22 protein-coding genes are annotated in these 19,178 nt (G+C 41.8%); 9 read left to right on the top strand and 13 right to left on the bottom strand.

What is annotated here, in order from left to right; translation table 11 throughout:
* Positions 1 to 2 precede the first annotated feature (2 nt).
* Positions 3 to 347, top strand: a complete 345-nt coding sequence (gene panD, locus AC6JA8_RS10400; RefSeq protein WP_497973732.1) for an aspartate 1-decarboxylase — start codon at positions 3 to 5, stop codon at positions 345 to 347.
* Positions 348 to 350: 3 nt separating this feature from the next.
* Positions 351 to 941, top strand: a complete 591-nt coding sequence (locus AC6JA8_RS10405) for a leucine-rich repeat domain-containing protein (RefSeq protein WP_497973733.1) — start codon at positions 351 to 353, stop codon at positions 939 to 941.
* Position 942: 1 nt separating this feature from the next.
* Here the strand turns inward: AC6JA8_RS10405 and AC6JA8_RS10410 are convergent, their stop codons facing one another.
* From AC6JA8_RS10410 to AC6JA8_RS10425, 4 genes are read right to left on the bottom strand one after another with little or no spacing between them, the layout of a single operon-like run.
* Entirely contained in the window at positions 943 to 1,293 is a 351-nt protein-coding gene (locus tag AC6JA8_RS10410) for a Crp/Fnr family transcriptional regulator (protein WP_102243761.1), read from the bottom strand.
* Between the two features lie 10 nt (positions 1,294 to 1,303).
* Positions 1,304 to 1,708: a response regulator gene (locus AC6JA8_RS10415; RefSeq protein ID WP_497973734.1), complete on the bottom strand. Its 405-nt coding sequence runs from the start codon at positions 1,706 to 1,708 to the stop codon at positions 1,304 to 1,306.
* An 18-nt stretch (positions 1,709 to 1,726) separates the two neighbouring features.
* Entirely contained in the window at positions 1,727 to 2,554 is an 828-nt protein-coding gene (locus AC6JA8_RS10420; RefSeq protein WP_497973735.1) for a S1/P1 nuclease, read from the bottom strand.
* Complete coding sequence (locus tag AC6JA8_RS10425) at positions 2,544 to 3,956, bottom strand: TonB-dependent receptor (RefSeq protein WP_497973736.1); 1,413 nt, start codon at positions 3,954 to 3,956, stop codon at positions 2,544 to 2,546. The genes AC6JA8_RS10420 and AC6JA8_RS10425 overlap by 11 nt, the downstream gene beginning before the upstream one ends.
* Before the next feature lie 106 nt (positions 3,957 to 4,062).
* Here AC6JA8_RS10425 and AC6JA8_RS10430 point away from each other — a divergent pair, with 106 nt between their 5' ends.
* Positions 4,063 to 4,359 (top strand): (2Fe-2S) ferredoxin domain-containing protein, encoded by a 297-nt coding sequence (locus tag AC6JA8_RS10430; protein ID WP_497973737.1) that lies wholly within the window; start codon positions 4,063 to 4,065, stop codon positions 4,357 to 4,359.
* 65 nt (positions 4,360 to 4,424) lie between these two features.
* Positions 4,425 to 4,547 (top strand): hypothetical protein, encoded by a 123-nt coding sequence (locus tag AC6JA8_RS10435; protein WP_497973738.1) that lies wholly within the window; start codon positions 4,425 to 4,427, stop codon positions 4,545 to 4,547.
* 3 nt (positions 4,548 to 4,550) lie between these two features.
* Here AC6JA8_RS10435 and AC6JA8_RS10440 read toward each other — a convergent pair whose 3' ends face one another.
* The 5 genes from AC6JA8_RS10440 to AC6JA8_RS10460 are packed head-to-tail and all read right to left on the bottom strand — an operon-like array spanning position 4,551 to position 9,384.
* On the bottom strand, positions 4,551 to 6,020 hold the full coding sequence (locus AC6JA8_RS10440; protein WP_497973739.1) for a class I adenylate-forming enzyme family protein: 1,470 nt from the start codon (positions 6,018 to 6,020) through the stop codon (positions 4,551 to 4,553).
* Positions 6,017 to 6,793: an alpha/beta fold hydrolase gene (locus AC6JA8_RS10445; protein WP_497976882.1), complete on the bottom strand. Its 777-nt coding sequence runs from the start codon at positions 6,791 to 6,793 to the stop codon at positions 6,017 to 6,019. The genes AC6JA8_RS10440 and AC6JA8_RS10445 overlap by 4 nt, the downstream gene beginning before the upstream one ends.
* Entirely contained in the window at positions 6,784 to 7,515 is a 732-nt protein-coding gene (locus AC6JA8_RS10450; protein ID WP_497973740.1) for an SDR family oxidoreductase, read from the bottom strand. Before AC6JA8_RS10450 ends, AC6JA8_RS10445 begins: the two co-directional genes overlap by 10 nt.
* A 24-nt stretch (positions 7,516 to 7,539) precedes the next feature.
* Positions 7,540 to 8,574 carry a 3-oxoacyl-ACP synthase gene (locus AC6JA8_RS10455; RefSeq protein ID WP_497973741.1) on the bottom strand — a complete coding sequence of 345 codons (1,035 nt, stop codon included), beginning with the start codon at positions 8,572 to 8,574 and terminating at the stop codon, positions 7,540 to 7,542.
* Entirely contained in the window at positions 8,575 to 9,384 is an 810-nt protein-coding gene (locus AC6JA8_RS10460; protein WP_497973742.1) for an alpha/beta fold hydrolase, read from the bottom strand.
* A 190-nt stretch (positions 9,385 to 9,574) separates the two neighbouring features.
* Here AC6JA8_RS10460 and AC6JA8_RS10465 point away from each other — a divergent pair, with 190 nt between their 5' ends.
* Positions 9,575 to 10,555, top strand: a complete 981-nt coding sequence (locus AC6JA8_RS10465; protein ID WP_497973743.1) for an extracellular catalytic domain type 1 short-chain-length polyhydroxyalkanoate depolymerase — start codon at positions 9,575 to 9,577, stop codon at positions 10,553 to 10,555.
* Here the strand turns inward: AC6JA8_RS10465 and AC6JA8_RS10470 are convergent, their stop codons facing one another.
* From AC6JA8_RS10470 to AC6JA8_RS10485, 4 genes are all read right to left on the bottom strand, one after another.
* Positions 10,556 to 11,050 carry a hypothetical protein gene (locus AC6JA8_RS10470; RefSeq protein WP_497973744.1) on the bottom strand — a complete coding sequence of 165 codons (495 nt, stop codon included), beginning with the start codon at positions 11,048 to 11,050 and terminating at the stop codon, positions 10,556 to 10,558.
* Between the two features lie 8 nt (positions 11,051 to 11,058).
* The gene (locus AC6JA8_RS10475; protein ID WP_497973745.1) at positions 11,059 to 12,411 is read right to left on the bottom strand and encodes a di-heme oxidoreductase family protein; all 1,353 of its coding nucleotides are present in this window, start codon (positions 12,409 to 12,411) and stop codon (positions 11,059 to 11,061) included.
* A gap of 1 nt (position 12,412) precedes the next feature.
* The gene (locus AC6JA8_RS10480) at positions 12,413 to 13,516 is read right to left on the bottom strand and encodes an imelysin family protein (RefSeq protein WP_497973746.1); all 1,104 of its coding nucleotides are present in this window, start codon (positions 13,514 to 13,516) and stop codon (positions 12,413 to 12,415) included.
* Between the two features lie 157 nt (positions 13,517 to 13,673).
* The gene (locus AC6JA8_RS10485; RefSeq protein ID WP_497973747.1) at positions 13,674 to 14,540 is read right to left on the bottom strand and encodes a hypothetical protein; all 867 of its coding nucleotides are present in this window, start codon (positions 14,538 to 14,540) and stop codon (positions 13,674 to 13,676) included.
* A gap of 154 nt (positions 14,541 to 14,694) precedes the next feature.
* Here AC6JA8_RS10485 and AC6JA8_RS10490 point away from each other — a divergent pair, with 154 nt between their 5' ends.
* The 4 genes from AC6JA8_RS10490 (at position 14,695) to dinB (ending at position 19,178) form a co-directional block, all read left to right on the top strand.
* Positions 14,695 to 15,525 (top strand): alpha-ketoglutarate-dependent dioxygenase AlkB, encoded by an 831-nt coding sequence (locus tag AC6JA8_RS10490; protein ID WP_497973748.1) that lies wholly within the window; start codon positions 14,695 to 14,697, stop codon positions 15,523 to 15,525.
* Positions 15,526 to 15,566: 41 nt separating this feature from the next.
* Positions 15,567 to 17,345 carry a monovalent cation:proton antiporter-2 (CPA2) family protein gene (locus tag AC6JA8_RS10495; protein ID WP_497973749.1) on the top strand — a complete coding sequence of 593 codons (1,779 nt, stop codon included), beginning with the start codon at positions 15,567 to 15,569 and terminating at the stop codon, positions 17,343 to 17,345.
* A gap of 62 nt (positions 17,346 to 17,407) precedes the next feature.
* Positions 17,408 to 18,019, top strand: a complete 612-nt coding sequence (lexA, locus tag AC6JA8_RS10500) for a transcriptional repressor LexA (protein WP_497973750.1) — start codon at positions 17,408 to 17,410, stop codon at positions 18,017 to 18,019.
* 61 nt (positions 18,020 to 18,080) lie between these two features.
* Positions 18,081 to 19,178 carry a DNA polymerase IV gene (dinB, locus tag AC6JA8_RS10505; RefSeq protein ID WP_497973751.1) on the top strand — a complete coding sequence of 366 codons (1,098 nt, stop codon included), beginning with the start codon at positions 18,081 to 18,083 and terminating at the stop codon, positions 19,176 to 19,178.

The raw sequence follows: 19,178 nt of genomic DNA on the forward strand, positions 1-19,178 counted from the left end.
CAATGTTAAGAGAACTATTACAAAGTAAAATTCATAAAGCGACTGTGACAGAAGCTGACCTTGCTTATATCGGATCTATCACCATCGATCAGGATCTTCTGGATCGCATTGACCTATGGCCAGGACAGAAGGTCACAGTGGTAAGCAATACTTCGGGAAACCGCCTGGAAACCTACGTTATCTCTGGACCGCGTGGATCGGGAATGGTTTGCATCAATGGTGCAGCTGCTCTCTTAATAAAAAAAGGTGAAGAAGTTATCATTTTCAGTTACGCTTTAAGTGACAGGGCCATTACCCCAAAATGTATTTTAGTTGATGCTCACAACAAGTATATTCAGGATTTGTAATTGATGTTTGAATCGCGAAGCTCTCAGCGTTTAGTTTTAAAGTGCGATGAAAATGAATCGCGCTTTCCTATTGAGGTTTTAAACCTCTGGGACTTGACGGAGCTCGAGATTATCGGCGGAAAATTCACTTACTTCCCGGAAGATATCAGCATCTTAAAAAAACTAAAAAAGCTCAGCCTGATTTCCACCCAGATTGCCACAATTCCCAAAGAAGTTTTCGAACTTCCTGCGCTTCAGTATTTAAGCCTGAAAAATAATCGTTTATCAGAACTTCCTGAACTAAAAAGCAGGTCTCATTTAAAAGAGCTTATCTTAGGAAGAAACAACTTAAGTGCGAAGTCTTTAGAAAACTTTTTTAACGAGATTCCTAATCTTCACTACCTGGATTTGGGGAATAATCGAATCGAAGAAATCCCTTATAGTCTTTATCGCCTGCAGAAACTAAGGCGCTTAAACTTAGAAAATAATAAACTCAATGAACTGCCACTTAAGCTCAAAGAATTAAAAAACCTGCATCACCTTTCAGTGGAAAACAATCCCTTCCCGATCAAAGAAAAAGAAAGCATCGAACGCAATTTCAAAATTACTTTTTAACTTAGATTTTAATTCTGGCGTTGGCCTTTCTTAAACGGTCCAAGAGCGTGTGTAAGAGCGCTGTAAACCACTTAGGAAGCCCGTTAAGAGTCGCTTCCAGCTTCTCATGAGGAACAATAACAAGAACGCATTCTGTAACGGCCTTAACCGAAGCAGAGCGTGGATGTTTGTCTAAAAAGGACATCTCACCAACCAGCTCTCCTGAAATGATCGAGCCGATTTGGTGTTCTTTATCACCTTTTCTTTTAAAAACGGAAAGAGTCCCAGACTGAAGATAATACATTTCTGTACTTTCTTCACCCTCTCGCAACAGGTAATCTCCAGGATTAAGTCTGATGGACTCTTTAGACATACAAGTATCCTTATTTTTGAGCACCTAAAATTTTTAAAACTTTTTCCTGGAATTGTTTTTCATCAAAAGGCTTAACCATGAAGCTCTTGACTCCACTCTGGAGAATTTTAGCAATCAGGTCTTTTTCCAAAGTCCCTGACACGACCAGAATATTATCTTTGTTGTTGATGCTGTTGTTGTCAAATTCACCGATCAAATCATAACCCGTTTTTTTCGGCATGCTCATATCCAGACAGATTAAAGCAAATTTTTGATTGCGTAGTTTTTGAGTTGCCGTAATACCATCATGAGCAAAGACGATGTTTTTAAAACATCCCATATGCTCACAGTACTCCCTTAGAATTTCACAAATAGCTTTGTCATCATCACAAATTAAAACATCTCTTTGCATTTTCTTTTCAAGAGGGGTTGTCATACACTTCTCACCTGGTTTTTAAATGTTGTCCTTCACTTTTTGTCTTAATGCTTCGTATTCTTTTGATAGCGGCTCTCTTTTAAAGATACTGTTAAGAATGCTTGCAAGCCTGATTCCCGCCTGACGTAAGCGCAGCTCCATTGTTGGCTTCATTCTAAAATGGTATTCGTATGTTAGATTCTCACTCCCACCAGTGTCATAAACCAGGCCTCTTAAATCCTGTGACTCTTTGGCCCAGTCTAAGAAAGTCCCTTTGCTGTAGTCCTTTTTTTCGTCACTAGTAAAATGATTCAAATAAGTCGAGTATTCTGTGTAAGAAAGCTGTTCGAAGTCAACAATGCTTTCATCCCAGATCGCATGCAGATTGGTCTCACCTTTAAACCATCTCAGGCGCACAGTATTTCCTCCGCGGTCTTCAGCAATACCAACATGAAGAGGCTGATGAAGATCTCCCATCATATGCACCATGAATTTAAGAGCAAAGGCCTTATCTTCTTTTGATTTTTTTGGATCTCTTAAAGTTTCTTCCATACGAAAAAGCCCTTCAATCACGTCGCCGTCTTTAGAGCGTTTTTGATCGAAATAAGTTTTCCCAGTAGGAATGCTGGCGTAGTGCCATGGAGCCGTGTAATCAAAGGCCTTATTAGACCTGATCTCATCAGAAAAAGTCGCCACACGAGAGAGATCTTCTACACCTAAAAGTTCTTTCACACCTTTTTCAGCGTCTTTATTTAAGTTTCTCTGGGCGATTTCAGCGACAATTCTGTGTCCTGTTTTTCCCCAAGAAAAGGCCTTTGGTGAAATCGATAATACTGCACAAACTAATAATACTTTTTTAAATGTCACACTTTGCTCCAAATAAACATTTCTTTTTAACAGTCTTAGCAACAGAAGCAGGAACAAATTTTTCCCAACCCTCTGTCCCATCCTGGATCATTTTTAACACTCTTCTTGACCAGATTGAGATCACTTCAGGATTGTAGTCCTCGATGTCCTCAATCAACTGATTTTCTTTTAAATACATTAAAAGAAACGTCATATCGTCACTAACCTGGATGGACTCAATAGTCTGGATCTCACTATTTTCTTCATCGCGAGCAGGATAAATATAAAGCCTTGTGTTTGGCTCTAATAATCTCCCAATTGATCCGACTAAGCCTAACCCACATCGGTTGCCATCATATTTACTCTTATTTAAGATTTCTTCAAGATTATATGAGGCCATCACAAACCCGATTTTTTTCTTAGCGTATTTTGTAAAGAACATATTCAGGTCGCTGTAAGACTCTGAATTGGAAATCAAAACCTTCTGCCCTAGCGCTGAAAGCAGGTCAACACGCGCCAGGAAATCTTCATTATCGACAGTACCGCGGTCAAGTAAAAGCGACATACTGATTTCCGGAATCACGATAATATTTTCCTGTTCGCTCTTATCAAGCGAGGCCTTAAATTTTCTAAGTCCACACTCCAGCATATCTAAACTTAAATTAGTTGGAGGTCTGTAACCTCCGCGCACAACCAACACGTTCTTTTTATAAAGAACTTCAGAGGCCTGAAGCACGTTTCCGTTTTCATCAAAAATAACAGCTTCACAAAGTTTGCTCTTCACCAGTTCAAGACATAACAGACGGCTATCGATACCGTGGAAAGCAGCACCTTTGGCACTGATCATGTCAATCTTGATTCTCGACGTCGTTAAACTGTCCATCAAGCTTGCGATAAACTCTTCACTATTTTGAGCTAAATAATAGGCAGCATAGATCAAGTTCACACCGATATAACCTAAGGCCTCTTGCTGTTGAACATTTTCAGCATCGAGCATACTTACGTGCATGATAACTTGAGAAGGTTCTGCTTTTGGCTCGTGTTGAAACTTCACTCCGATCCAGCCGTGGTTCTCACCGGTTCCCTTAAATGATTTTGCCGATACAGTGTTGGCAAAAGCAAAGTAAGTTGTCTCAGTCGTTCTGACATTTTCTAAACGTGACACTAACGTTTCATATTCAGTATCGAGCATTTTCTGTAAGCGCTCTTCACAAACGTAACGGCCGGTTTTTTCTTTGCCATAAATGGCATCACTCATAGTCATGTCATAAGCAGAAATACTCTTGGCAATTGTTCCTGCCGCACCACCTGCACGAAAAAAATGGCGGGCCACTTCCTGACCTGCTCCGATCTCGGCAAATGTTCCGTAAATTTTGCTATTGAGATTGATCTCTAGAGCTTTTTGTCTCTGCCCCAGTCCCATGGTTACCTCTTAAAAAAGAATGAATTGTTTCTCTCTAATGATAGCTATAATATAGTCATAAGAAAACACTGGGAGAGAAATTACCGATCAGTGTGAAGAGGATTTTATGAGTAAATTAAAGGCCCATTTATTTGTCTGCACCAGCTGCACATACAACCGCCCCGATGGCACAGAAAGCTCTCCCGAAGAGGCCGTGGCCATGAGGAAAAACCTTAAAAACCGCGCCCGCGAATGTTTTTCAAAGAGCGAAGTACGCGTATCCGCCTCTACTTGCCTTGGCGAATGCGAAGCTGGGATCGCCAGCGTCCTTTACCCTAAAGGTGAATGGAATCTGAGACTTCGCCCGGAAGACGAAGATACACTGTTTGCCAAATTAACCGAGGAAGCCGCTCGACTAAAGTAGTTTAAAAAGAACCCGATAAGAAGTTTACCGGTCAGATGTTTTGACCCAGTCTTTGGGAGATTTTTATGAGCTTTATGGATGCAACAGTTTTTGTTTTAGCTACAAGCTTAGTCATGATGGTGTTTGTTACAAGAACAAATATTGATAAGTCCCGCGTACGCGTAAAAGTTAAAGCAAATAGAAAATAGTTTTTACACTAGTTCCAGTGCTTTTTTCTTAAGCTCTTTTCTGTCGACTTTACCGTTAGGTAAAAGCGGAAATTCCTTCATACAGTAAACATGCTGCGGGTGTTTGTATCTTGAAAGTAATGGGTTTAAATACTCGCGCAGAATTTCAGAAGATAAATTTTCTCCATCAGTCTTTAAAAACGCAAACCCTACTTCTCCCCATTTTTCATTGGGAACTGACACTACCACTGCCTCAGAAATTTTTGGATGGGTCGTGATTTGTTTTTCTACTTCACCTGGATAAACGTTCTCACCACCAGAGATATACATATCTTTAATTCTTCCTACCACGTAGAAAAACCCGTCGTTATCAAAACGAACAAGATCTCCTGTGTAGAAATAATTATCTTTAAAAGTCTCTTCAAAGGCCTTGGGGTTTTTATAGTAACCGACACACACATGTGGACCAGCTAAAAGCAGCTCTCCTGCTTCATTGGCCGCCACATCTTTACCTTCTTTATTGATCACACGCACACGCGAATGAGGCATCGGTCTTCCAATTGATCCTGCTTTTTTGATAGCGTCTTTTTCATCCAGAAGAAAACAGTTTGGCCCGACTTCTGTAAGACCAAAGCCTTGCTTAAACATCAATCCTTTCTTTTGGTACTCCTCAATCATCGGGATCGAACAAGCGGCCCCACCAGAGACAAAAAAGCGGATTGAAGAAAAATCGCATTCGTTAAAACGCGGTTTTTCCAATAACATTTGAAACATCGTCGGCACACCAAAGTACACCGAGACTTTTTCTTTTTCGATACAGTTAAAAACGTTTTCTGGATTAAAGGCCTGAGCAAGAATCGCCGTTCCACCTAAATATAAAAGCGGAAGAAGTAAAACGTTGTATCCACCTGTATGAAAGAATGGTGTTTCCACCAACGTGATATCATCAGGAGTCAGTCCCCATCCTTTACACGTTTCAATCTGATTGGTTAAGAGCATATTCCCATGGAACATAACTCCTTTAGGTACACCTGTTGATCCTGATGTATAAAGCATCAAGATAGTGTCATCGAGAGTTGATTTGTTTTCAGGGTAAGTTGTGTACTCGTTGAGATTGATTTGTTTCGTATCTAAATATGGCACATCAACATTGAGAACTTTTTCACCAACACCAACGTAAAGTTTTGGGCCTAGGGCCTTAACTACATTTTCAATTTCTGGATTTGAAAGACGGAAGTTTAACGGAACGAAAAACGCTCCGATCTTCGAGCACGCAAGCATAAGTGTTACGTGTAAAAGACAGTTCGTCGTATTTAAAAAAGCAATCGGGTCATTTTTAGAAACGCCATGATGAGAAAGCACAGCGGCCCATTGGTCCACTTCGCGGTTTAACTCAGCATATGTCAGGCGACGGTTTGTTTCCTGGTCAATGATGGCCACTTTATCGTCGTAAACGTGTGCGTTTTTTTCTAAAAAATCAATCCAATGACTCATACTATTTTCTCAATCCAAGGAAGAATTTGTTTTTCCATTATCGCAGGTCTCTCAATCAAACCTGCGTGCCCGCCTTGGGCCATTTTAAATTCCGCGTTTTTTGCTTTCGCCTGCATTTTCTCATGCAGAAACGGCGGAGTCAGAAGATCTTCTTTCCCGGCCACAAAAAGGATCGGGCAATTGATCTCTGAGATATCAATATCAGTCTGCATGGCCCCCAATATAAGATTGGAAACCACATGACTTTCGATGGTGCCTGCGCGTTCGCGGTAGCTTAAAAACAGTTCACTTTTTTCATTAAAAATATCTTCGCCCCATATCCATGGGGTAGCGATATCAAAACGATGAAGTGGTCCACCTGTTTCATGGGCCATAAGCCAGCTGCCAAGTTTTGCTTTAATCATTGGCGTCGGAATATCGAAAGTGTCACAAGCTACGACGCCCACAACATCTGTTGGGTATCTTCTTGCGTACTCCATAGCGATACGAGCGCCGTTACTTAAACCAATAAGTAAAATTTTTCCAAGCTTCTGGTCTTCGAGAAGGCCGCGCAGGTCCATCACATGGTCTTCTAAGTGATAAATTGAATCAGGCTTGGGAGATTTCCCCTGCCCTCTGCAATCGTATCTTAGGTATTGGAACTTTTCACGAAGATAGAAGCACGCCCCATCAAATGATGTGGTGTCAGCAAAAAGACCATTAACTAGAACCAGTGTTGGATCAGAGTCTTTAGCTTTTTGTCCTTCTAACTGTGAGTAAAGTTCTAGCCTAATATTGTACCACCATCAACGTTTAGGCATGTTCCTGTGATGTATGAAGCATCATCAGAAGCTAGGAAAGCGTAAGCTGCAGCGATATCTTCAGGGTTTCCAAGTCTTCTTAGAGAAGCTTTTTCTTCCATCATCGCTAGAACTTTTTCTGGCATTTTCTTAACCATTGGAGTGGCGATGAATCCTGGAGCAACTGCGTTTACGCGGATTTTATCTTTTCCAAGTTCTTTGGCCATCGTTTTTGCCATAGCGATAACACCAGCTTTAGTTGCTGAGTAGTTCACTTGTCCAAAGTTTCCGTAGTGAGCAACGACTGAAGCTGCGTGAGTGATTGATCCACCTTTTCCAGATGCCTTCATCACTTCAGCTGCCGCTTTTGAAAGCTTGAAGATTGACGTTAAGTTAACAGCAATAACTTGATCCCATTGCTCGTCAGTCATTTTTAACATTGTTGAGTCGCGAGTGATCCCAGCGTTGTTGATAAGAACGTCTACACCTTTTGCCATTTCAGCTTTAACTGCATCCAGAGTGTCAGTCTTAGTAACGTCTCCAGAAATATAAGTCATACGAGTTGGAAAAAGTGCGCTAAGCTCTGATTGCTCAAGAGTTGGCATATCAACGAGAACTAGTTCTGATCCTTCAGCGTAGAATCTCTCAGCTGTCGCACGACCGATTCCTGAAGCTGCACCTGTAATAAAAACTCTTTTGTTGTTTAGTCCTTTCATCTTAATTTCTCCTAATTATTTTTCTTATCCTAAATCTTGTAGTTCATTTGTATCAAAAGTATTTGTGTCCCAACGAAGTGACATTGCCGACCACATGTAACCAATTCCCGCACTCGCAAGAACGACGTGGTCACCTTTTTTAAGTTTCCCGCGTTTTTCTGCTAACCCTAGAGAAAGCACCTGATCAGGAGCTCCGAAGTGCCCGTAGTGATCTAGGTAAATTGATTGCTCTTGCTTTAATTCCATTGGTTCTAAAATCGCATCGTGAGCAGATTTCTTCATGTGAAGAATCGCTAGATAATCGATTGGTTTTTTAAGTTCGTTTTGGCTTGCTTCACGGATAACTTGAAGGAAATTTGTGATCGATCTTTTTTCAAGTCTCTCTCTCATTCCATCAACATCTGGAACTTGAAGATAGCTCATGCTTACATCTAATCCATCTCTCCACGGGTGTTTTGTCCCGCCACCTGGAACGATAACGTCTGTCGTGAAATCCCCGTCTGTGATAATTGAAGAGTCTAATAAAGGGTTTGAAGCGACATCGCTTTTTTCCAGAAGGATAGCAGATCCACCATCAGCAAGGTTGTATAAGAATCTTGTGTTGGCATCTTTATAGTTAACTAAATCACCTGTCTTGTGTCCGCCACAAAGAAGAACGCGTTTTAGTTTTGGGTCTGTTTGCATAAGTGATTTTGCAAGGTGAAGACCTAAAATTTTATTTGAACAACGAGCAGAGATATCAAAAGCGCGGGCATTTTTTAAACCCAGCTCTCTTTGAACATAAATCCCGGCAGTCCAAACGATATAGTCTTTATATTCAGACCCTGTCCAAATAACCATGTCGATTGAAAGAGGATCGATATCCTTTAAAACTTTTCTAGCAGCATTAACGGCCATGTCCCCTGGGTGAGTGTCTTTATCTGCACGACACTTTCTGACGATCCCCATTTTCTGAGACACAACATGCTCAGGAACACCTGATTCACGAGCAATATGAGCGGCATCTTCAAAGCCCTCTGGAAGCCAAACGGCAGCTTTTTTAAGATTGATATAAGTCATTTAAACTTTCCCTTGAAAGAAGTTATGTAATTTTTCAGCAACTAAAACTGGTTTTTCTAAGAAGAAGTAGTGATCTGTCTCCGGCACAAGTTCAACAACCGTTTGCGGGATCACGCTCTTAAATAATTTTGGAGACTCTGGACTCACAAAGCGGTCTGTCTCTCCGGCAATCGCGTACACTGGGCACTTGATATCGGCCAGGTGATTTGGCGTTTCTAAAAACGTCACCGCCGCTTTATTCTGGCGGATTTTTTCTTCCAGGTCCATTGGGTGTTCTAAGCGAAGGTTGATGATTCGCTGAAATCTTTCCGGATCATTTTTTTCTAGGTTTGGATGAGTGGTAAATCTTGTCATGAACTCTGCGTAGTCGCGAGCGGGCCATGCACCAGAAGCACGAAGGTCTGCTTCTGTTAATTTTTTCGGGTGATCAAACGTTGGAGGCCCTGATGTTGTACACATTAGTGAAAGAGCACTTACTCTCTCGGGAGCTAAACGGACAACTTCCTGAGCGATAAATCCCCCCATTGAAATTCCCATCAGTCCAAAAGTTTTTGCGCCTAATGAATCCATCACCGCAAGAGCGTCTTCGGCCAGGTCTTTCATTAAATAATCTTGTGATGTGCGAGAAGATTTTCCTGTCGCACGATTATCGATTAAAACAACTGTGTAGTTCTTTTTAAGTTCTGGAGCTAAATCAATAAAGTTGTAGTGACTGCATGTGAAACCAGAGAGACCAAGCAGGAATGGACCTGAGCCTTCTGTATAAAAAGCAATATCGCCAAAATCTCGAGTGATTTTTGATAATTTCATATAGGGGTCCTCTAATGAAAAACAAAAGGAAAAATAATTTGCACGTGAAAATTCGCGCGCCACAACGAAACTGTCAAGATCATGCGGGCCATGAAAAAGCCGATATTTAGAACTTTTTTTAAACTTACTTTGTCTAACATCTACGCATTAGGCTACAAATTGTTTCACAATTGCTTTATAAAGGCCCCCTATGACACTAAAAAGACTTTATCTCCTCGTAGTATTAAACATTTGTTCAATTTCATTTGCTCTTGCAGGCACATGGACCACTGATAAATATCAAGGAATCTACGGCGCAAGAAATTATAAAATTTATGTCCCTGATACACTTTCTTCGAGAGTAAAACCCGCAATTGTTGTCATGCTTCACGGCTGCCAGCAGAATGCCGCTGATTTTGCCAAAGGATCGCGCATTGAAAAATGGGCCGACAAAGAAAAGTTCATCGCTCTTTTTCCAGAGCAAAATATCGCTTACAACTCTTTTAAATGCTGGAACTGGATCATGCCGGCCAACAACGGTCGCAGTGGTGAAGCGAAAGTCATTGTCGAGATGCTCGATAAAGTGATTGAAAAATTCGACGCTGATAAAGAAAGAGTTTTTGCTGCCGGCATGAGTGCTGGGGCTTCGATGGTGAATATTTTAGGAAACTGTTACCCGGAAAGATTCAAGGCCCTTGCTTCTCACGATGGCTCTCAATTCTATTCGTCTTATATGGGAATGGATTTTGCGGAAGTCGTTTTAAGTGGAGCAAATGTCCCGGCATCAATTGCGGGCTTCTACGGAAATAACTGCTCACTTTTTGTCAGTGAAAGACCAAAAGTCATGCCGATTATTATTTTCCACGGGATGAACTCGCCTCTCATGAGCCCCATTCATGCTTTTCAGGTAGAAACTGAATTTAAAATCTTTAATGACTTTCTTGATAACGGAATCAGAGACAACTCTTACTTCCTGGAAAAAAATGTCGTAAGTGTTCCCGATACAAAAACTTATGGCTACACACTTTATACGACGACTAACTCAGATAAAGATATTTTTATCGAGCGCTACATGATCAATAATCTCTCTCATGGCTGGAGCGGCGGAGTTCCAGACCTTCCGTACAATGAGCCGAAAGGTCCGGATGCAAGTGCGATGATTATGAAGTTTTTTAAGCGCTTCGGGCTTTAATTATCTTCTATCAAAAACCGCTCTCACCGTATTGTTTGGGCAAACATCGTTTTCTTCATTCATTACTTCAAAAGCAATAAAGCGAATTCCTCTTTTTGAAGCGTAGTACTTCATTGAACTCATATTGTCGTCAATCCAGTTTTTAGTTTCAAAACAAGCTTCTACATTTCCCGTTGAAACAACTTCAGTGTGGTCAATTTCCATCGACTTCGTATCGCGCGAGCGATTTAAGAAAAGGCCAAATGTACAAAGTCCACCATCTGTTCCAGGGAAAGTCCCTTCAACTAAAAAAGTGTTCAGGTCTTTATCTGCGGCCAGTTGAAGGAAAGTGATTTTTTGATCAGCGTATTTTTTTGGAGCTGGTTTGTACTCAGTAAAAAATTCACCACAGTCATAACCTACTCCTTTAGCACGGAAAGTGATCCCTGCAGGAAGTTTAAATACTTCGGCCATCGCTGTTGTTGAAAGTAGCATGAGCGCTAAAAATAATTTCATAAAATCCCCTATAAACTTTTTAAGAAAGCCACGACATCATCGCGCTCTTTTTTCGTTAAACTTAAGTATTTCTCTTTTGATTTTTGGGCCTCTCCCCCATGCCATAGGATAGCTTCATTAAAATTCCTAGCTCTCCCATCGTGCATTAAGCGAGTGTGCCCATTGACTACTTGAACGAGACCCAATCCCCATAGAGGTGGAGTTCTCCATTCGCGGGTACCAGCGTCTTCTTCATTTTTATAATTGCCAATATCATCGGCGAGCTCGTCGCCCATATCATGAAGAAGAAAATCTGAATACGGATAAATGCTCTGGTTATTTAGAATCTCAAACTCTGAGTTTACTCCCGTCACATAACTTGGAGTGTGGCAGCTTTGGCAGTTCATCTTCATAAAAACAGCTTTGCCATTTTCTACTGATTTTGAACCGACATCTCTTTTAACTGGTACAGATAAAAGCTGAGTGTAGATGGTCACCTTCCCTAAAAGCTCAGGAGAAATGTCATTTGGTGTTCTATTTTTAGCGCAGTCAATCTGCACCAGAGGACAACTTTCTTCTGGAAATAGATAACTCGTAATTCCGATATCGCCGTGAAAAGCGGCTGCATTTTGCTCCAGAAGACTTGGCTTTCCGGCCTTCCAACCAAAGCGCCCAAGCATCATCTTTCGCTCAACAATTGAGTAAACCATATTAGGTCTTCCCGAAATGCCATCGCCATTTAAATCATCCGGGTCTGCCTGCTTTAAAATATCTTCTTCTTTAATGTTTTCAATTAATCCAAGACCACTCATCTGTGGGCCAACTCTTGGTGAAAAAATTGTGTTTTTAGGAAAAGCTCCAAACGCAAGATTCAAAAATGAGTAGCGAGGTTTTTTTAATTCATAAACCTCTCCATCATTAAATTTTCCTGTGACTGTTTCAAAACTTACAAAAGCCTCTCCTTCACCTGGGACTCCAGCAATTCCTTGCGGGTTAAATTGCCCGCCGTAATTGTCTGGTTCACTCACCGAGCCGTCTGCATTTTTCACTCTCAATCTAAACAAGAGAGAAATATCAACTTTGCCATCCTGATCAGGAAGACCTCTTCCACGTCCATCTTTAAAGTGACAGGCCGTGCATGAAGTCGCGTTGTAAGTTGGACCAAGGCCGTCTCTAATAGGAGTTGAAGAAGGTGATGTTACCCAGACTGACTGGAAGAAACTATTGCCTAAAACAAAGTCTCTGCGCTCTTGCCCGCGGGCGCCACTTAGCGGATGACTAAAGGCCCCCACTGATAAATCCGAAGTGCTCCCGGCGCCGGCCGGGAACTCTTCGTTAGCAAAAACAGAAAATGAAAGAAGAAGATAAAGCAGTATGTGCATATTAAAAATCTACTTTTGCGTTTAGGGCCTCTGATACTTCTACTAGATCCTTAGCAAGGACTTCCATTTCTTCAATGGACGCCAGGATAAGTGGTCTAGATGTTTCTGAAAGAATCGCCTGATCAAATGGGGCCGGAAGCTCAGCAAGCATTTTGTGAACCTTTGCCACGCGAGCTTTAACTCTCTTAGCAAGTTCAGTGTTTTTTAGTGGAGCGAGTTCAAGCATTTTTGTTTCTCTTAAAACGTTTTCTACTCCCCAAAAGTTCCACTGGATATCCATGTGGGTCATATCAGAAAAACACGAGTGTTCATCTTCTTGTCCCATTGTTTCGTACGCCACGTACATTCTTTCTCCAGAAAGCTCATCTCCTGTCATGTAGATGATTCCAGAAAGGATGTCTTTAAGTGTGCTTGTTTGTTTTTGTGATTCAAACTCAGCTCTGAAGTTTGTTTTATTTGGTGCCCACTCATCAACTAGACCTTGAAGGTGATCAACAAGAAGATCAGCAGCAATTAAAAGGTAGGCCGCTCTTCTTTCAGCGTTCAGTCCTTTTCCTTTAACATAGTCTTCGTACGATCTTCTTCCCGGGCCATCAACATACAGGTCTTGTCCCCATAGAAGGAATTCAATTGCGTGGTAGCCAGTCGAGATATTTTTTTCTCCATCAAGTTCGTTAAGAGACTCAAGAAGCTCTTTGTTGATCACTGGAAACTCTGCAAGGTTGTTAATGATCCCTGCATTTGGAGCTCCAACAACATAGTCTATATAAGCTTCATCAAGAGGCCATGCGTTTAGTAGACCTTCAGGTCCTCCATCGCGGTCGATTGGACCATTGTAAAAACGGAAAACTTCACTTTGTCCGTATGGTGCGCGCGCAAGCTTCCAAGAGTTCTTTGCCACTTCCATTGTCATGACACTTGGATTTTTGACAAAGTTAGCGATGTCTTCTTTTAAAGTGAGCGCGCTCTTGAGTGAGTCTGAATAAGTTTTGTAAACGAGTTTTGAGTATCCTGAAATACTCTTAGTTTGAGCTTCTTCCAGACTTTGGGCCGACACGGCCGAAAAAGAACCTAGTAAAACCAGGCAGATAAGGCTTTTAAACATGATATGATTCCTTTGTTTGTATACATGGATGTCTATTTCAACATTTGTTTGATACTTCAAACTTAATCCCATGACAACGAAAAAAAGAAACAAGGTCAAAAAAAAAGGCCCGCAAAAATGCAGGCCCTTTTTAAGAGTTAGATAAATTGTGGGTTAATTAATCAAGTCTGTACAATCTTCCGTCACCAGCAACGAAGAACGATGTGTTCGTTGTAAGCGTCTTAGTCCAGTTCTTTACTGTGTAAGACATTTCAACTGTAGCACCAGCTACTACGTTTGCAGGAGTCCCTACGTTTGAGATGGCGATTAGCTGAGAGCTTGCATCTAGGTCAAATCCCCATGCTACAGAAATATTTCTAGCAGAGGCCCTGATACCTGTTAGGTATTTACCTTTTCCTTCGAACTGTCCACCGTGTTGGAACGTGATGCTGTAAACGAAGGCCACAACTTCAGAGTTAAATCCGTTTGTGTAAGAGATTTTGTAGTGCTTAGTAACTGGAATTGACCATCCACCCATGTCGTGAACTGCAGTGTCTTTAGAGTCTAGTCTTGGAAGAACTGATACTGCGGCCATTGGGTTGTTAGTAACAACCGCTTTTCCTTTTTCAATTGTAGGAATGATTTTTTGTCCGATCGCGATTAGCTTGTCGATAACCATGATGACACCGTCAAGAACTCCAGACTTAGGAGTTGGTGTTGTCCCATCAGCAGTTACAGCTGCAAGCCCTTTGTTTGTTCCATTGTTAACGATACCCTTTTCTTCAGGTGGTCTTGGTGGAATGTTTGGAACTGTGACGTTCTTTACAGTTAGGCCAAGAGTTGAATCGTTAATGAATTCCAACGCCTCTTCTTCTGTGACTTCAGTAATGCTTGGCTTGCTTAACTGGAAGTACGGATCCTGGATCGCCATTTTGTTGGTTGTAAGGTTCGTTACCTTAACTGTTCCAGCAAATGCTTCTACTGATAGAAGTTGAGCAACAACAACTACAGCGAGAGCGGTCTTAGTTAATTTAGAAGTCTTCATGTTGTAATTCCCCCACGGTATACAATTTTCGTTAGCACGGTTTAGCAACCAAATTGTCAAAGAACAATTAAGTCTTCTAAAGTCAGTAAAAATTACATATAAAAGGGCATTGAATTTACATTCAGGGTTAAGCAAAACTAAAACTTCTTTAATTATGAGCAAGAAAATTATCGTACGAAAGGATGGGCTTTTCTACCATCCGACCTTTATTAAGAAAGACGAAAAAGAGGCCATCTTGGAATGGCTGGGTACCCTTCACCCTATCTGGGAGATGCGCTACTCTGAAAACAACCCTCCGCCCGAAGGCGACACCCAAAGACAGCTTCTGCGTCCGGTGTACTGGCTCGGAAACTGGCAGTTTGCCTGTCTTAATTACTATCACCCGCCAAAGGGCATCCATAATAGATGCATTAAGGCCGAAGATTACCCGAAGGTCTTAAAAAAAATCATCGAGACCATTGAAGGTATTACTAAGATGCATTTTAAAAAGCACGAAGTCCCTCGCGGATGGAAACTCAACACCTGTTTGATCAATTTCTATGGGACGTCTATTGATGAGACCGGGAAAAAAATCGACACTGCTCGCGTAGGCGATCATAAAGACTTTGAACTTGGGCCCGTGGCCTCTATCTCTTTTGGAGAGAGGGCCTTCTTCCAATTTGTTCTCGGAAAAAAAGATCTCAAAAACAATGTGATCTATGAGCAATGGTTAGAAGATTCTTCATTGCAAATCTTTGGCGGGGAACTTTATAAAGACAAAGCTTTCCACCGCGTTCAGCGCGTAGAAAATAAACTTAAGACGGTCTTCAAACTGAATGTGGAAAACTTCGAGACGAGAAGAATTAACTTCACCTTTAGATACGTACCAGAAGAGCACATAATTCCCTTTAAGGAACTGCCTGCACCACAAAAAAGCGATGTCACAGGTTATATGCAAATGCTTGCCCGCTACTCGCCTCATTTTGAGCGCGCCTTAAAGGAATAAAAAGCTAGTAAAAATAAATCGCACAGAGTTTAATAGAGGGCATGAATTCATTTATCAATCAGGCCCTCGTTTTAATCGGTTCAGCAGTTATTCTCGTCCCCATTTTCACCCGCTTGGGTTTGGGGTCTATTCTCGGCTATCTTATCGCCGGAATCCTGGTGGGTCCTTTTGGATTTGACCACGCCCATGAAACAGAGAACATCAAACACTTTTCTGAATTGGGAGTGATCCTTCTTCTTTTCATCATTGGTTTAGAAATCCAGCCAAAAAAACTTTGGCAGATGCGAACAAAACTTGTGGGACTTGGTGGTCTTCAGGTTTTAGTCTGTACATTGGTTTTCATGGGCATTGGATTACAGCTTGGCCTTAGCACTGTCTCAACTGTAGTGATTGGTTTTGCCCTTTCTCTTTCTTCAACGGCCTTTGCGCTTCAGACACTAAGTGAAAGAAGCCAGCTTGGAACTGAGTTCGGTCAGTCTTCATTTGCTGTTTTACTCATGCAAGACTTGCTGGCAATCCCAGCTCTTGCCATCATCCCAACTCTCGCTGACACCGGGTCGAGTTCGCTTAATATGGGGACTTTCCTCAAGTTCGTTCTGATCATCACCTTCTTAGTTTTTGCCAGCCGTTTTATGATCAGGCCGATTTTTCGCGTCATCAGCGCGACAAGAATCAGAGAGCTCTTTACTGCAGTTACCCTCGTCATTGTTTTAGGTGTTGCCGCTTTGATGCTCTCAATTGGTCTCTCTGCAGCTCTGGGGACTTTTATTGCCGGCGTTCTTCTTGCCGACTCTGAATACCGCCACGAGCTTGAAGCAGATCTAGGGCCGTTTAAAAATCTTTTAATGGGTCTTTTCTTTATCGGTGTCGGGATGAGCGTTAACCTGGACCTGGTGATTTCAAAACCACTACTGGTTATTGGTCTCTCAATTGCCTACCTGATCTTTAAACACCTTCTTCTCTTCTTCATCGCCAGGTCATTTAAGATGGACAAGATGAATTCAAAACTCATGTCGCTTGCTATCGGACAAGGGGGAGAATTTGCTTTCGTTATTTTTGGTATCGCCCTGACTTACAACTTGGCCGATCCAGACATTCTTTCTCTTTTAACTGTGGTGATCACTATCTCAATGGCGATGAGCCCGCTTTTAATTTTACTAAACGATAAGTACGAGGCCATCGCTTGTAAAAATAGCAATACGCCTAACTACGACACCATTCAGGATGAGTCCCCTGAAGTTATCATCGCCGGCTTCGGTCGCTTCGGACAAATCTTTGCGCGCGTTTTGCGCACGCAGAAAATTCCTTTTACGGCCATTGACCGCGACCCCAACCAAATTGAACTGGTGAGACGCTTTAGCCACAAAGTCTATTATGGAGATGCTTCGAGACTCGATATTCTCGAGGCCGCAGGAATCGCCAAGGCAAAATACTTTGTTCTGGCCATCGATGACGTTGAAGATTCAATTAAAGCGGCCAAGACGATCAGAGAAAAATACCCGCACGTTAAAATCTTTGCCCGCTCAAGAAACCGCGGTCACTCCTTCGATATGATGGATATGGGAGTGCACAGAATTAAGCGCGAGACATTTGATTCAAGTTTAAATTTTGCCAGTGATCTTTTAATTGAAATGGGTCAACAAGAAGAAAAAGTGCAAGCGCTCATTAAAAAATTTGCGGCCCACGATTTAGCGATGATCACTGAACAACATAAAGTGCGCAACGATGAAAAACAATTCCTCTCTGTCTACCATCAGGCCCAGGCCCAACTGGCCGAGGTTCTAAGTCGCGATGAAAGTTCTGGGGTGGAGCAAAAATAATAAGTTAGAAAAAAATTTGCCGAGCTGTTGACTTACGCAAAAGTTACGCTTATGCTTATTTTATGGCGATTACAAAAAAACAAAAAGAATTCTATGACTTTATTGTGGCCTACAACAAAGAATATGGCCACTCCCCAACTCAAAAAGAGATCAAAGATCACTTCGGTCTGAAATCTTTTGGATCAGTTCAAAAGTACCTCCAGTACTTAAATAAAGAAGGACTGATTGAAAGAGAATGGAACCAGCGCAGAAGCCTGGAAATCAAAAATGACGAAGTCGAATCCGACTCAGACCTCATCCCACTGCTGGGTATGGTTGCGGCCGGTAACCCGATTGAGGCCATTGAAAACGCCACCAACATGATCTCTGTTCCTCGCACCTTTATTAAAGGTGGCTTCAAATACTTCGCCCTGACGGTTAAAGGGGACTCGATGATTGAAGCGGGAATTCTTGAAGGAGACGTTATTGTTTGCCGTTCAACCAAAGAAGCGCGCAACGGTCAGATCGTTGTCGCGGTTATCGACGGTGAAGCAACGGTAAAAACCTTCAGCCAGCAGAAAAAAGCAATTGAACTCCTTCCTGCAAATAAAAACTACTCACCTATCGTCGTCGACGAGAATGTGGCCGATTTTAAAATTGTAGGAAACTTAGTAGGGCTTCTTCGCTCTTACTAATCTTTAGCGAAAAATAAATAAATTGAACGCGCAATTTTGCGTGAATGGATAGTTACGTCTTATGGTTCGAAAAATAATACATGTCGATATGGATTGTTTTTATGCGCAAGTTGAGATGCGTGATCGTCCAGAATTAAAGAATGTTCCTCTGGCCATTGGCGGGGCACCGGGAACTCGCAGTGTCCTTTGCACAAGCAACTACATTGCCCGCAAGTTTGGAGTGAAATCGGCAATGCCGACGGATTATGCCGTCAGGCTTTGCCCAAATTTGGTGATCCTTCCACCTAATTTTAGAAAGTATAAAAAGGCCTCAGAGATCATTCAGAATATTTTTCTGAAATACTCTCACAAGGTAGAAACTGTTTCTTTAGATGAAGCCTATATCGACGTCAGCGATCATGTGAGCGCGACTGATATAGGCCGCATGATTAAAGATGATATTTTAAAAGCGACAGGGCTTACGGCCTCTGTGGGGATTGCACCTAATAAGTTTCTGGCAAAAATCGCCAGCGACTGGAAAAAACCCAATGGTTTTTTTGTCATCAAACCCCACGAAGTGCAAAGCTTTATTAAAGAGCTACCAGTCAAACTTATTCCTGGTGTCGGTAAAAAAGGACACCAGCTTTTAGAAAGTCTAGGCATTAAAACTTGCCAAGACCTAAGGCAATTCCCTCCAGAAGTATTGGCCTTAAGTTTTGGCAAGTTTAGCCTGGATCTTTTTTACTACGCTCAAGGTATTGATGAGCGTGAAGTCTGCACAGACTGGGAGAGAAAATCTCTGAGTGTGGAAAACACTTTTTTAAAAGACATGACGAACCCGGAAGAAATGAAGCTTTATTTAGAAGAGCTTCTTTCTGAAATGAAAGGGCGTGTCGAGCGCCACCTTGAAGATGAGCCCCATAAGAAAATAAAAAAGATTTTTGTCAAAGTGAAGTATTCAGACTTTAAGCAGTCGACTTCAGAAGAAACACTCATGCCCTTTGAGTTTGAAGAAAATCATTTCGACAAGCTGGCCAATATCGAAAGTTATTACCGCTTGCTCAATGTGAGCCTTGCAAAAAAAAGTAGCCCTGTACGTCTTCTTGGTGTTGGAGTAAGATTTCTAACAGGAGAAGAAGCTGATCCCATTCAATTAAGCCTGCTTCCTCTCTGTGCTTAA

Source organism: Bacteriovorax sp. HI3, assembly GCF_059738875.1.